The sequence below is a fragment of the Actinacidiphila sp. bgisy167 genome (assembly GCF_057707665.1).
This window is the reverse complement of record NZ_JBYIQP010000075.1, coordinates 20,629-35,133: the sequence shown is the minus strand read 5'-3', so window position 1 is coordinate 35,133 and position 14,505 is coordinate 20,629. Positions and strand designations below refer to the sequence as shown.

Below are 14,505 nucleotides of genomic sequence, written 5' to 3'. Positions count from 1 at the left end.
GCCTCGCGGTTCTTCCCGGCCGAGCGGTCGGTGTCCACGGGCTTGACAAGGACCGGGGAGGTCGGGAAGCGCCAGCGGTCGGCCGTGTCCTCGATGGCGGCGGCCTTCAGGAACTCCTCGATGTGTTGGATCGGGGTGCGGCCCGTCCGGGTCGGATTGCCGACGGCGAAATCGACGCCGGCCATCCGGTCCGGGTTTCGCTCCATCCATCCCACGACCAGACGCCCGAAGATGGTGGCCCAGCCCCAGACCCCCTCGTCTTTGAGACGTCGCACCTCAGCGGCGAAGGCGGCCAGTACGTCGAGGTCGCCGCCGACGTGACCCGCGTCCACGTACGGGGCTCCAAGGAACGGGGCGGCGGTCCGCGGCTCGCGTTCACGGGATGCGTGGGCCGGATTCGTCGCGAACCTCGGGCAGGACGGGTTCTGACCCACCCACCCGAGATCCGCGACACTCAGGCCGCGTGACGCGGACCCTTGCCCGGCGGCGGGTCCAGCACCGTTCGGTACTCGTCGCCAGCCGCTCGCGCAATGTCCATACGGTCGTAGATCTCGAGGATGAGGTTTTTGGTTCGGTAAGTCCCCTGTAGGGCCTCCTCCCGCTTTCTGACCGTGGGGAACGCGTCCATCACGTACTCCACGTCCGCGCGACTGAGTCCATACACATGGAACAGGGCCGCATCAAGCTCCGCACGGAGAAGTTCGCGGCGTGTATCGTCCCAGCGGAAGGGGGCTCCCTCGTCTCTGTGGTGACTGGCGAACGGAGCCATGTCTCTGGATGTGTACGCGAGTTCCAACGAGCGTGAGGTCACCCAGCTCATTGCGTTACCGCCGAGCAGGCCATCCAACGCCGCGATTTCAACCTGCGTGGCGGCAGGGAGCTGGCGCAGCACGAAGTACTTCAGCGCGGTGCCGGACAGCTTCTGCCTCGTCACGTAGTCGAAGACGAACGAGTTGAAGACCGAGAGCAGAACGGCAGCATCGTCAGGCGCGAAGGCCAGCAGGAACTTGTCTCCTACCCCGTAAGCGGGAAGCGCCGAGCTAATCATGGTTCGGGTGTCCGTGGACCGAGCCACGTCACGCCACCCCAGAAGCCAGTTCTCGTACCACTTCTTGTCTGCCAGCCGCGTCTCCACCCCCGCCCACATGATCCGGTTGCCCTTCTTGTCCCGCTTGCCGGAGTCCACATCCTGCTCCGGCACCCAGTACCGGGGCAGCGGCACGAAGTCGGGGTCATCGTGCTGTTCCGGGGTCACGCGCGGGAGGGTACCGACGTTGGCCTGGGCCTGGGTCTGGCCCTCGTACGTGCCGAGGCGGTGGTCGAAGTGGTGGAGCATCTTAGCCTCGTACAGCGGGAGGTACCGGCGCTTCACCCCCGCTTCAGTGCGCGTGAAGACGTTGCCGGCCAACTGCCAGCCCTCGGCCTCCAACTCGTCCTTGCCCCGGAACAGGTGGGAGTCGTTGGCCATGTCGAACATACGCATGAACGTCAGACCCCACGGGTTGGTCCCGCCCAAGCCGTTCTCGTCCGGCTCCTTCATCAGGACCGGGACCCGTCGGTAGATCCCGAGAGTGATCTCTGCATCCCGACGGGTGCGGAACACCGGAAGCGTACCCGTGTTGGGGTTGACCAGCAGGATCTCCTCTGGGGGCATGGCGAACCGTCGGCTGTCGAGGTCCTCCATATACCGCGTGCCGAAGGCGAAGGACGCCTCGTCGACGCGCGTGCCAACGCCGGTGGTCGTGAGCAGAGAGAAGCGCACCCGGTGGTCCACGTCCCGGCTGAGGATGAACGCCTCGTTCTCAAAATCCAGGAACGATGCGAGCCGCGCTGTGCGCACCAGGTCCGAGAAGAACGGTGCCGTCGTCGCGTCGGTGGCGATGCCGGTCGGCAGGACCAGGCCCAGGCGTCCCCTCGGAGCGATGCCCAGGGAGGCAGCTTCGGCGAAGACGGCGTACGTGTTGACGTCCCCCCGTCCGGCCAGCGGGAAGCGGCCCGAGTTGCGCAGCAGATGGCTGACGCCCTCGGAGAGGCGGCGCGCTTCGATGAACTCGGTGTGCAGCGTGCGGTCCGCCTCCTCCTCGCTCTCGGCCAGCGCGTCGATCATGCGCTCACGCGCCGCCTTGTTCGCGGCGTTCGCAATCTTCTCGTCTTGGGTGGCGAAGAACTCCTGTTCCTGGAGCTTGACCCGCTCCCACGGCGGATTCCCCAGCACACAACTGAACCCGCCCTTCCATCCGGTCCGGTCGTCCACCCCCGGCGCCGCCGGGTCCGCCGGAACCCGGAAAACCTCCGGGAACTCCAGATGCCAGTGGAAGAACCGGTACTCCGCCCGCAGCCGCACGACCTCCTCCACCGTCCCGTCCGGCAGGCTCGCGCCGCCGTCCTCGGAGTGCAGGGCCAGCAGCGACTTCGTCGTCAGCGCGGGCGGCGTCGCCGTCTTCGTCTTCCTCCAGACGAACGCCGCGCACCACGCGTCGGCCAGCTCCAGCGCCCGGATGTAGTCCCGGGACGTGGTCAGCTCCCGGTACGCCTTGGCCTGGTTGTGAACGTCCTCCAGCTCCCGCGAGTCCGTCCCGGTGATCGCCGAGACCTTCTCACCGAACTCCGCGTTGGACTCGGCCAGTACCTCCTCCTCCGAGAACAACGCACCCTGGCTCACACCCCGGCGCAGCGCGGCCAGCCACTCCGCCCGCTCGGCGGCGTTGCGCTTCCTCAGGTCGGTGACGTGCTTCGACTCGTCGCCCTCCAGCGGCTTGAACGCGTCGTCCGGCAGGCCACCGGCCAGCAGCTTTGGCGTCGTGCCCAGCAACCCGTTGCCGTGCTTGATGTGGGCATCGAGGAAGGTGAGCGGCCGGCCCGGCTCCATCGCCTCGATCCACAAGGACACCTTGGCCAGCTCCACGGCCATCTTGTTGAGGTCGACGCCGTACACGCACCGCGCGATGACGTCCCGCAACGCGTGCCGTACGTCCTCGGCGCTCGGCTCGGGGTCGTCCGTGCGGATCTCGGCGAGGCGGCGGGCCATGCGGCGGGCCGCGGCGACCAGGAAGTGGCCGGAGCCGCAGGCAGGGTCGCACACCGTCAGGGCGAGCAGCGCGTCCTCGCGCTCCTTCTTCGTCGTACCGGAGCGGACGGCCTGGTCGATGACCGGGTCGAGCGCGGAGTCGAGGAGGCAGTCGATAAGGGGGGACGGGGTGTAGTAAGAGCCGGACGTCTTGCGGTCGTTGCCGTCCAGCTTGGCCAGGACGTACTCGTCGCCCTCGCCGAGGCGCGGCTCCAGTTCGAGCAGTGACTCGTAGACCGAGCCGAGCTCGTCTGCGCCGAGGTGGCGGTAGTCGACCTTGCGGGGGCGGCCCAGCTTGGCGTCGTACACCTCGGACAGGGCCTGTACCGCCTCGTACAGGGATTTGTTGGACAGGCTGAGGCCGTCCAGGATCGCGTCCGTACCGCTGGGCTCGAACAGGCCGCCCAGCGCAGGGAGTCCGAGCTCGGGGCGGCCGCCCGGCGTGCCGAGGCCCTTGATGACCAGCTGCAAGGCCTGCCACTGGTCGCCGTGCAGGGTGCCGGTGCGGCGGGCGAGGCGGCGCAGGCGAGCCGTCGAGAAGTACTTCTCGTACGTCTCGCGAGCGTGCTCGGTGGACTCGGGGTGCAGGAGTAGGTCGCGGTCCTCGGCGACGAAGAGGAACAGCAGGCGGTAGGCGAGGCGGAGCAAGGCCGGGTGGAGGTCGTCGCGGACGTTCTTGTCGCGGGTGCGCAGGGCCTTGAGCAGGTCGGCGTTGTCGGGGTGGGCGATCAGGCCCGAGCCGATCACGATCAGGGCCTTCTCGACGCCCTTGCGGAGCTCCTTCAGGGCGCGGGTTCCGCTGTCGATGGCCTCGGCGCGCCACTTCTCCAGCAGGCAGGTCGCGGCCGCCTCGCCCTCGGCGCGGGGCTCGAAGCGGGTGCGGTGCAGCAGCCGCCACAGGAGGACGAAGTCGTCGGAACGGTCGCCATCGAAGATCGCCTGGAGGTCGAACTCGATGAACGCGGCGCCGGTGAGGGACGCGGATTCGCGGAGCAGGCGCAGCTGCTGGCCGTTGGAGAGGACGCCCCAGAGGGTGGAGTCCGCCGAGCGGTTGAGGTACTCCTGCACCATCGACTGCGGGGCCTGCTTGGCCAGTTCGGTGGTGCGCCGGTCGAGGGGGACGTTCCAGCCGGTGAGGTGGACAGGGACGTTCGCCCAGTGGTGGCTGACCTCGAAATCCTTCTCGCCGTCGCGGGAGCGCAGGCCGGGCGCGGGCACGGGGGCGAGGGCGCCGAAGCCGAGCTGCTCGAAGAGGGGCAGCAGCCAGCGTTCGGTGGTGACGCCGACCGCGTGCACGCCGGGGTCGGCGTCGGCGCCGTCGCGGGCCAGGGCGTCCTGGTAGGCGGCCCACACGCCGCGCAGGTAGCCCCAGGAGCGCTCGGCGGCGTCCCGGACCGAGTCGCCCTTGGCGTACAGGCGGTAGTCGGCGGGCTTGGAACCGGTCTGCTCCTTGCCCTCCTTGATGCGGACGAGGAGGTCGTACGGCAGGAGGCCGCCGACGGTGGCAACGGTGTCGGTGACGAGGGTCCTGGCGGTGCTCATGCGCCCACTCCCTGGGGGAACGTCGTGGCCGGGCGGTAGTGGTACACACCCAGGATGTCCGGGTCGCCCTGGGGGACGACCTTCAGGCCCGCCAGGCGGGCGCGGGAGGCGGTGCGGACCCGGCGGTGCGAGGCCTCCAGGGTCTGGCCCAACTCGACTGACTGGTCTCGCAGTTCGGACATGAGAGCGGGCAGGGCGGCTAGAACCTCGGCGATGTGCTCGGTGGCGAACTTCGGGTCGGTGTTCTGGGTGGCGCGCGCGTCGAGGAGGGCCACAGCCTCGTCCTCCGGCAGCCACTCGGGCGCGTCGGGCCGGCCGCGGTAGGCGACCACGCGGGCGTCCTCGGCGAGCTGCTCGCGCACCGAGCCGTCGCGGGCGGGCAAGTTCAGCTGGAAGCGGTGACGCACGAGCAGGAGCGTGGTGTTCCGCTCCACGGACGCGGTACGGACGACTCCGCAGCGGCGGGCCGGCCGCTGCCACTGCGGGACCTTGCCGGCGTCGTCGAGGGCCGCGTCCAGGACGAAGCGGGCGACAGCGGCGACCACCGGATCGGTGCGGGTGAGGGCGGCCTCGCCGCGTGGGGCGCTGGGGGCGTCGTGGAAGACGACCGGGCGGGGGTGGCGGGGGCCGAGCGCGTGCGAGACGGTGTCGCGCAGGCCCTGCGGGAGGGCGTCGATGTGCGCGGTGAAACCGCCCTGCTTCGTGGGGGCGGGCATGCCCCGCAGGGCGCCCAGGGCGCGGCGGGTGAAGTCCCGTACTTCCTCGCCGGTGCCGAGCGCGGCACGGATCTCGTCGACCTCGGCGGCCACCTCCTCCTTCTTGATCGTAAGCTGGGCATAGCGGGAGCGGTAGCGCTTCTCCCGGTCGGCGGAGGACTGCCAGGCGATCTCCAGCTGCTCGGCCACTTCCTCCTGCGCAAACAGCCCCTCCTGCTCGTACGCCGACCGCTCGCCGCGCAGGATCAGGCCCTCGAAGACGGCCTGCATGGCGCTCTCGGACTCCTGCGGCACGGGCACGGAGATGCCGGTGACGCGGCGGATCCGCTCGTGCTTGCGGAGCAGGACATTGAGGACGATGCCGTCGACGGGGTTGTCGGCGCCGTACAGGGTGAGCGCCTTGACGACGTCGGTGCGCTGGCCGAAGCGGTCCACGCGGCCCTCGCGCTGCTCGTGGCGGGTCGGGTTCCACGCGAGGTCGTAATGGAGGACCGCGTCGAAGGACTCCTGGAGGTTGACTCCCTCGGACAGGCAATCGGTGGCGACCAGGACACGGCGCTCGGGTGCGGGATTGCCGTCCTCGTCGGTGCCGGTCATCTCGGCGATGCGGGTGACGCGCTGGTCCGGCGAGAGTTCGCCGGTGACGGAGGCGACCGCGACCGGGTGCTCGGCGCCCTTCTTGTTGAGGGCCTTCCTGAGGTGGTCCGCCACGTAGTCGGCGGTCGCGATGTAGCGGCAGAAGACGATGGGCCGGTAGCCCTCGTCGAGGAGGTCGGAGACGGTGGTGATCAGCTTCTTCAGTTTGGCGTCGCGAGTGGGGCCGTAGAGCTTCTTGGCCGATTCGGCCATCGCGATGAGGCGGGCCTTCTCCTCGCCGTCAACCTCGCTGTCACCATCGGCAGCGGATCCAGCGGGAAGCTGCGTGCCCGGTACCGCGTCCGCGGACTCGGGGGTGTCGCTGTCAGCCGGGTCGGAGACAGTGCGCTCTCCGGTGCGGTCCACCTCGGCGGGAGTGTCCGCCTCCTCGACGCCGGCGCGGGTGTTCAGGGACTGCACGGCGGCAGCCGGGGAGGAGGACAGGGTGCGCAGCAGGGCGAGGGTGGACCACCAGCGCTGGCGCTGCTGGAGGGCGCCGTCGGCCGCTCGTACCGTCTCGCGGGCGTACGACAGGACCTCGTCGAGAAGCTTCTTGTAGTCGCGGTGCAGGGTGTAGGCGGTTTCGGCGGTGTTCCGGGAGGACGGGAAGTGCGCGCCGTCCTGGAAGTCCTCGCGGATGTCGGCGCGGCGGCGCTGCACGAAGAACTCGGCGAGGAGCCTGCGGCCGGCGTCGGTATCGAGGGGAACGGCGGCCAAGCGGTCGTCGAGCAGGCCGATCAGGCGGCGGAACGGCTCTTCCTTGCCGCTGTGCGGGGTGGCCGTGACCAGCAGGAGGTGGCGGTCCGCCCGGTCGGCGAGGGCGCGCAGCAGCGCATACCGCTGCTGGGAGGAGCGGGCGGACGCGCCGACCGTGGAGTCGGACACGCAGGAGTGCGCCTCGTCGACGATCACCAGGTCGGGGCAGTTGCGCAAGAAGTCCTCCCGATGACGGGGGGACTTGATGAAGTCGGTGGAGACGACATACGCACCGTCAGGACGGAAGACCGACTGGCCGTACGGGGTCTCGCGCTCCAGGCGGCCGATCGTGGACGGCAGCACGAGGCGGGCGTCAACGCCGAACTTGCCGTACAGCTCGGCCCGCCACTGTTCGGCGAGGGCGGGCGAGCACAGCACGACCAGGCCGCGGGCGTCGCCCTGCGCCAGCAGCTCGGCGGCGATCAGCCCGGCCTCCACCGTCTTGCCGATACCGACATCGTCGGCGATCAGCAACCGGACGGTGTCCTGGCGCAGCGCCATCAGCAGCGGGACCAGCTGGTACGGGCGCGGGTCGACGGCGATCGAGGCGAGCGACCGGAAGGGCCCCGCGCCGGAGCGGAAGCCGATGCGCAGGGCGGTGCGCAGGAGCCCGGCCGCCTGCTGATCGCCCAGGTCGGAGGGAGTTGGCGGGGCGAAGGTGGCGGGGACGACGGTCTCCAGGCCGGGCAGGACGCCCGCGATGTCGTCGTCGGCGCCGCCGAGCGGGCGTAGGACGAGCAGGTCGGGTGTGGAGTCGGGCAGCACGACCCACTCGCGGCCCCGGGCGTGGACGAGGGAGCCGACGGCGTACTGCCGGGTCGGCTGGGCGGCGGTGGTCATGCGGGCCTTCCGGGGTCGGGGCGGGCAAAGGTCGGTCGGGCGGAGCGAACCGGGGCGGTGACCGGACGGCTCGTCGGCGAGGCCTGGGATGGGAACGGGCCGACGGGGCCCGTCCCCGGCTCCGAGGTCAGCGGCGTGCTTCGCCGAACACAGAAGGGTAGTCGGCGACGGCCTTCGACCAGTCGTCGGTGTAGTGGATGCGGATGACCTCCCAGCCGATCTCCTTCAGCCGTTCCGCGGCCTCCTCGTCACGCAGCGTCGTCTCCGTGTGGTCGTGATGCGGGCCGTCGACGAAGACCGCGACAGGGCCGAATGAGGTGTCGTACACGAAGTCCGGCTTGGACAGGGCCGCGCTCAACTTCACCTGCTGGTGGTCGGGCAGGCGGTGGCCGTGGGTCCTGAGGTAGGCGATGAACCGCTCCTCCAGGGAGGAGTCGGCGCCCTCGATAAGCGCATCGGCCTGCTCGTCGCGGGTGCGGCCCGCGTGGCTGGAGCCGACCTCGCCGCCCGCGAAGTCCATCAGCAGCTGCTTCACCAGGTGGCGGTCGATCGCCCGGTGGTGGCGCTGGTTACCGAAGGAGAGCAGGCAGTCATAGCAGCCCTTCTCGCAGGGATCCCCGGTGCGCTTCTCGGCTCCCCGGTCGCGCCCGACCTGATCGAAGTGCGCGATCTCCAGGGCCCGGCGGGCGGCGCGGGCGAGCGCGTCGGGCTCGGCCTGCAGCCGGCGCAGGACGCCGGCGCCGCCCTCGGCGCTCTCAATGAACAGCAGCCGCTCGCGAGGACCGTCGTCCGGCGGCAGCTCCTCGGTGTCCAGCTCGGAGTCCTCCAGTTGGAACTCGGCCTCGATGCCCCGCTCCAACGCGTACTGGAGGGTGATCGCGGTGTCCCGGTCGACGGGGGCCGCGAGCTTGAGCACGAGAATGTTGCGGGTGTCCTGGACGTACGGGATGACGGGGATCTTGCGCAGGGCCTTGTCCGCGTCGGCGAGGCCCTCGTCCTCCACCGGGGTTTCCCGGCCGGGCGCCTTCGTGCTCTGCTGGCCGGTCGAGCCGGCCAGCCACTGGCCGGTGACCGGGTCGAGCCAGAAGCCGATCTCGCCCTTCGCGACCGAGCGGCGGTAGCCCAGGTTGGTGAGCCGGACAGTGGCGCTGTCGCCGTAGACCAGCTCGGCGAGGAGCCGGCCGGCCGCGGCCTTCGCCTCGGCGCGGAGCGAACCGTCCCGGCCGTCTGCGTGCTGCTTGAAACGGTAGGAGATCTCCACCGCGTAACCCGTACGCTGGCGCTCCTCCTCGTCGGAGGAGATCCGGTCGCGGCGCTGGGTGAAGACGGTATGCAGGTGCAGCAGCCCGGTGCGGGGATCGCCGTACGAGCTGCCGCAGCCATGGCAGGTGTCCTCGCGTCGCTCCTCCGGAGACAGATAGCCGCAGGCTTGACACACCTTGGCGCTTTCGGTGGTCAGTTCGCCACTGGTCTCCGGCGGCAACTGCACCCGGTCCACCTTGAACCGGCTGCCCTCGTGGTAGATCAGCGCACCCGGCCCGAACTCGCGGATCGCGATGAAGCGCGAGCGCTGGAGGTAGTCGCCGTCGTGGCCACGGGTACTGCGGCCGGTACCGGGGATGTACGCGGCGAGCGGCAGGCGGGGGAAGGAGTAGCCGGGCAGGAAGCCCTCGGAGGCGAAGTAGCGGTACGGGTAGAAGTCGGACAGCACCGTGCGCTCGCCGCCCTGCCTGTTCTCCAGGAGGGCGATCTGGTTTTCCGCCTGGGCGCGGCGGCGGACGGCCTGGGCCTGGGAACGGCCGGTCGCCGTGCGGTTGCGGATGTTGTCGTGCTGGATCTCTCGCTCCTCCAGCGCCTTCTGGTAGAGGTTCCGCCAGCGTCCGCACTTCTCGTCGAAACGCCCGGGAGCCTTCGCGATGGTGTCCTCCAGCCACTGCTCGTGCCACCAGGACGTCTCACGCAGGGCGTCCACGCAGCCGGCAAGGACGGTGCGGGCCCGCACCAGGGCGCGCTGCTGGGCGGCCGGCCTGCCGATCTGCTCCTGTACCTCGGGCAGCAGCCGCAGCGACGGGGCTTTGCCGTCCGCGTCCAGGATCTTCGTCATGGTGCGCCCGAGTTCCAGGCGGGTCTCGGCGAGCCAGATGGCGTGGACGTGGGACGCGAGCAGGTCCTCGTTGGCGAGGTCGAGGCGGGGCGGGGCGACGGTGCCTGCAACCATCTGGTCGGAGCGGGTGAAGTAGTACTGGTCGTGGCTGTTGCCGGTCGCGCAGTACGTGGTGACCAGCGCGGGCTGGCCCGAGCGGCCGGCGCGGCCCGAGCGCTGGGCGTAGTTGGCGGGGGTGGGCGGGACATTGCGGAGGTTGACGGCGTTGAGGCTGGCGATGTCGACGCCGAGCTCCATCGTCGGCGAGCAGTACAGCAGGGGCAGCGGAAGCCCCTTGCTGAACAGGCGCTCCCGTTCCTCACGCACCTCGGGGTGGACCTGGGCGGTGTGCTCGGCGGCGTGCAGTCCGGCGAAGGTGGAAGCGACCTCCTTGTAGAGGTTCTTGAAGAAGGCGTTGACGCGGGGGCCCCGGCCGGTGCGGTAGGTACGGCGCAGCCGGTCAACCGCGCCGTACTCGTCGTCGCGGGCATGCCAGCGGATCACCGGGTGGTGGATCTGGTAGCCGGGTTCCTCGCCGCGGCCCTGGGTGACCCGGCTCAGTACGCCGCCGTCGGCGAGGACCTCGAGCAGGTCGCGGATCACGTCCTGGGCGTCGTCGAGCGAGAGGTCATGGCTCCAGTCCGGGAAGGTCTCCCGTTTGCGGACGTAACGGCCGAAGGCGGTGCGACCGGTGAGATTCAGCTCACTGCGGGTGCGCCCCGAGCGGCCGGGCCGGCCGGCGCGGGGCACCGCGACGCCGGGGGCGGGGGGCGCGGACTCGGTCTCCGCGATGGCCCATGCGTCATTGAGCTTGGCGGACTCCTTGCCCAGTTCGTTGAACTTGGCCTCGGTGAAGTACGGGGTGTCCACGGCACGCTGACGGCGCAGCTCGTCCATGAGAACGCGGGCCAGGTCGAGCCGGGTGGCCGGGGTCGCGGTGCGCAGCGGCCCGGCGGCGCGCTGCCACCGCTCCTCGTCGTGGGCGATCTGATCGAGCCCCGCGTACTCCAGGCCCAGCAGGCCGGTCTGCTCCAGGTTGGGCATGGTGACTCGCCAGCCGCGCTCCAGGTCAAGGAAGAGCCGGTACTCCGCCACCTGGGCCAGGGCGCTCAGCGTTTCCTCAGCGAGCGCCTCTACCTCGGTGGGGTTGTTGGCGTATTCATGGCGTGCCAACCCCATGGCGGCCACGACTTCCTCGCCCAGCCGTTTCCAGCGCAGGCCCGATTCCCCCGCCTTCAGCATCGCGCGGTAGAGGGCACCGCGCAGCTGGGTGACCATGACGAAGTCATTGAAGTGCCCGGACTGCAGGCTGGCGTCCTGCCGGTTGTCGACGAACGTAAGCAATTTGCGGGCGTCTTCGTCGAGTTCGCTTTCCGGCAGGCTCTTGAGGTGGCGGACGATGGAAGCGCTGACGACGGAGGTGGCGGTGGAGCGGCCCTCCTGGTCGAGCGTCATCAGCTTGGCGAAGTCCCGCTCCTTGACCTGCTCATAGCTGACCCCGCATTCCAGGCAGAACAGGAACGGGGCGGGCACGTAGGCGGCGTGCAGGCCGCCCCCATCCTTGTCCACCGTCGTGCCGTCAGGCCTCACCCATACGGGCTGTGGGGCGCGCTTCTTACGGCTCGCGGTGAGAACGGGCGTGCCCTTCTTCGGGTCGAGGGTGAGCCAGCTGTCGGGGAAGCGGCGCTGGTCGATCGCGTCCACGACGCGATCGGGCCACGGGTTGGCGGCCGAGAGGTAGAGGTAGCCCTGTTCATCGTCCGCCTCCTCACGAGTACGGAAGGCGACCGTGCCGTCATCGCTCTGCTCGCGGGCCACGGTGAGGTACTCCTGGCCGCACTCGCGGCAGAAGGACAGCGGCAGCAGGAGCTTCTCCGGCTCTCCGGGCACCCGCTGCTGGTAGGTGCGGGTGATGTGGCGACTCTCCTCCGACTCCAGGGAGACGTACGCCGAGCCGCCCTTGGAGAGGAACTGGTGGAGGCGGAACGCGAACAGCGCGCGGTCCTCGGCGTCGCGGACCTGCGTGCCGGCCCGGAGCGTGGACCGGATGGCCTTGGCGCAGGCGGTGTACTGCTCCTCCTCGGGTGCGTCGCGCGGGATGCCGAAGGCGTCCTCGCGCAGCGCGCGCGCGGCGAGCTCCACAGTGGTCGGTTTGGCGCGCACCAGAAGGCGGGTGCCGTCTTCGTCGGTGGCCTCGGTAAGGCCGAAGGCGGTCTCAACCCAGCGGGCCAGCGGGTCGGCGGCGAGTGCGTCGTACTCCAGCGGAGGGTTGTTCTCCCGTACACGGGCGGCAAGTTCGGCACGCGTGGGGGTTATGTCGCCGGTCGCGCGGACCAGCGTCTCGCCCACCACCCGGTCTGGGGAGATCTCCGTGTCGAACAGGGTGGAGGCGACGTCCGCTACCTCTCGTCGGCGGGCGGCAGGGGTGCCCTTGGTGGACATGGTGGCGGAGGTGCCAACACACTGCAGCGCGGGCGACTGGCAGGCCTCGCGGACACGCCGGACCAGCAGGGCGACGTCGGCGCCCTGACGACCGCGGTAGGTGTGCAGTTCGTCCAGGACCAGGAAGCGCAGGCCCTTGGCCCGGCCGATGAGCCGCTTGCGCTCCTCAGGGCGGGTGAGCATCAGCTCCAGCATCACGTAGTTGGTGAGCAGGATGTCCGGCGGAGTCTCCAGCACCGCGTCCTTCTCGGCCTGCTTCTCCTGGCCGGTGTACCGGGCGTATGTGACGGGCTCGTTGCCTGCGCCGTATCCGGCGGTGAGAAACTTCTTCAGCTCGCCCCGCTGGCTATTGGCCAGGGCGTTCATCGGGTAGACGATGATCGCCTTGATACTCGGGGCGGCTCCGGGCTCCTTCTCGCTAAGGATCCGGTGGACGATGGGCACGATGTAGCCGAGGCTCTTGCCGGATCCGGTGCCGGTCGTCAGGACGTACGAGTCTTTCGAGTCGGCAGCCTCGATGGCGTCGCGCTGGTGCTGGTGGAACCGGATGGGACGGATCGTCGCGCCCTGCTTGTCCTTGCCAGTGCGGAAGATCCGCTTGCACTCGGGATGGAGGAGACCGAGGTCGTCGGCGAGGTGGTCGACGGTGCCGCCGGGCGCAAAACTCGGGTTGAGCGAGAGCCAGGGGTCGGGCCACTGGTCGCCGTCAGCGAGGGACTTGGACACCTTCTCGCCGATCCGAGGGTCGTCGATCACCACCGATCCGGATGTGTACTCCTTGTAGTCGCGGATAAGCCGGCGATGCACCTCGAAGACGTCCACGTAATCCTCACTCGCTCCCGACGCGATCCACACATCACCGTAGTGGGTGTTGAGGGGCGAACCGCCCCACTCCCTTCACCCCATTAGAGCAACATTCTGTGAACTCAGTCAACATACAGAATGTTACGCAGGCGGCGCTCGAAGCGCCGCCATGTCACACTCTCCCTGACAGCAGCCCGGGCAGGGCGCGGCAGGGCACGGAGGGGACGGGCCGCAGCGCGAATGAACACCGGAACACTGATCGCCGATCGCTACCGGATCAAAAGACTCATCGGCCGGGGTGGCATGGGAGTCGTCTGGCTCGCCCACGACGAGAACCTGGGCCGTGACGTGGCACTGAAGACCATGAACGTCGATTTGGGGCTGACGGAGGAGCAGCGCGCCCGTGATGCCGAAAGGTTCCGCCGGGAGGCGCAGGCCGTCGCCCGGCTCGACCACGCGGGGCTCGCCACCGTCTACGACCTGGGGGAGGAGAGCGGCACCCGCTTTCTCGTCATGCAGTACGTGATCGGGCCGGCGCTCGACGACCGGATCGCCGAGGAGGGCCCGCTCTCCATCGAGGAGACCGCGTCGATCGGCGTCCAGATCGCCTCGGTCCTAGGGTCAGTGCACGCACGCGACGTCGTGCACCGCGACCTCAAAGGCAGCAACATCGTGATCCGCACGGACGGTATGGTCAAGGTTCTTGACTTCGGCGTCGCCGCCTTCCTCGATCCGGACACCGCGGGCCTCACCACGACCGGCGAGCGCCCAGGCAGCCTGGAGTGCATGGCGCCGGAACAGGTGCTGGGCAAGCCGGTCGACCCCCGGACCGATCTGTACGCACTGGGCTGTCTGCTGTACGCGATGCTGACGGGCGAGCCGGTCTTCACGCACGAGTCCGAACTGATGCTGCCCACCATGATCCTTGAGCGGCGGCCCGTACCGCCCGGAAGGCTCCGCGGAGGCATCCCTTCCGAACTGGAGGACCTGGTAATCCAGTTGCTGGCCAAGGACCCCGACGAGCGGCCTGCACACGCCGGCGAGGTGTGGCGGCGCCTCGCCACTTGGCTGCCCGAGCGCCGCGCCCCCGAACAGGCACTCGTCCCGTGGGCCGAAGTGGACCCGCTGCGGCCCTTCACACATCCGATGGGACCCGACGCCCGGCCGGTGCGGGCGTGGGCGGCATCTGGGCGGAGCGGCCGGCCGGCGCAATGACCCACCCCCACGCCGACCGGGAGCCCCACAGGCATACAACCCTGCCGCTGTCAGAGTCCGAATAGAGTCAGCGGTGACACCGGCAAGCACGTCACCGACCTGGCCGAACGGTGCCTGCTGTTCGTGGGCTGCACCCGGCCGGAAAGGCGCTGTACGTGTCGTACAGCGGGCGGGCGAGCGAGTTCCTCGACGGTGTGCGGTAGACCCTCAAGCCCGGCTTGATGAGACTGTGAACAGAGTCAATGTTCGTATAGCCTGGCAAACGCGAAGGGGGGAGGGTGGCCTGATCACGCACCCACAGCCGGGGGGAAGCCCCTATTTGCTATAAAATGCCTGGGAGTGCA

General features: G+C 69.6%; 5 protein-coding genes and 1 pseudogene. 2 read left to right on the top strand and 4 right to left on the bottom strand.

The features are described 5' to 3' along the window. Window positions 1-332: pseudogene (locus tag AC3ET4_RS24245) on the bottom strand (ComF family protein); the annotation flags it as partial. Here AC3ET4_RS24245 and AC3ET4_RS24240 point away from each other — a divergent pair. Beyond that, window positions 318-467, top strand: a complete 150-nt coding sequence (locus AC3ET4_RS24240; RefSeq protein WP_431952842.1) for a hypothetical protein — start codon at window positions 318-320, stop codon at window positions 465-467. The pseudogene AC3ET4_RS24245 and the gene AC3ET4_RS24240 sit on opposite strands and share 15 nt — an antisense overlap. On the opposite strand, the gene AC3ET4_RS24235 is transcribed toward AC3ET4_RS24240, so the two are convergent. From AC3ET4_RS24235 to AC3ET4_RS24225, 3 genes are all read right to left on the bottom strand, one after another. After that, window positions 455-4,609: an Eco57I restriction-modification methylase domain-containing protein gene (locus AC3ET4_RS24235; protein ID WP_431952840.1), complete on the bottom strand. Its 4,155-nt coding sequence runs from the start codon at window positions 4,607-4,609 to the stop codon at window positions 455-457. The genes AC3ET4_RS24240 and AC3ET4_RS24235 overlap by 13 nt on opposite strands. Next, the gene (locus AC3ET4_RS24230) at window positions 4,606-7,557 is read right to left on the bottom strand and encodes a helicase-related protein (protein ID WP_431952838.1); all 2,952 of its coding nucleotides are present in this window, start codon (window positions 7,555-7,557) and stop codon (window positions 4,606-4,608) included. The genes AC3ET4_RS24235 and AC3ET4_RS24230 overlap by 4 nt, the downstream gene beginning before the upstream one ends. A 127-nt stretch (window positions 7,558-7,684) precedes the next feature. Continuing rightward, on the bottom strand, window positions 7,685-12,964 hold the full coding sequence (locus AC3ET4_RS24225; RefSeq protein WP_431952836.1) for a DEAD/DEAH box helicase: 5,280 nt from the start codon (window positions 12,962-12,964) through the stop codon (window positions 7,685-7,687). A gap of 222 nt (window positions 12,965-13,186) precedes the next feature. On the opposite strand from AC3ET4_RS24225, the gene AC3ET4_RS24220 reads away from it, so the two are divergent. Continuing rightward, window positions 13,187-14,161 carry a serine/threonine-protein kinase gene (locus AC3ET4_RS24220; RefSeq protein ID WP_431952834.1) on the top strand — a complete coding sequence of 325 codons (975 nt, stop codon included), beginning with the start codon at window positions 13,187-13,189 and terminating at the stop codon, window positions 14,159-14,161. Window positions 14,162-14,505: the final 344 nt, after the last annotated feature.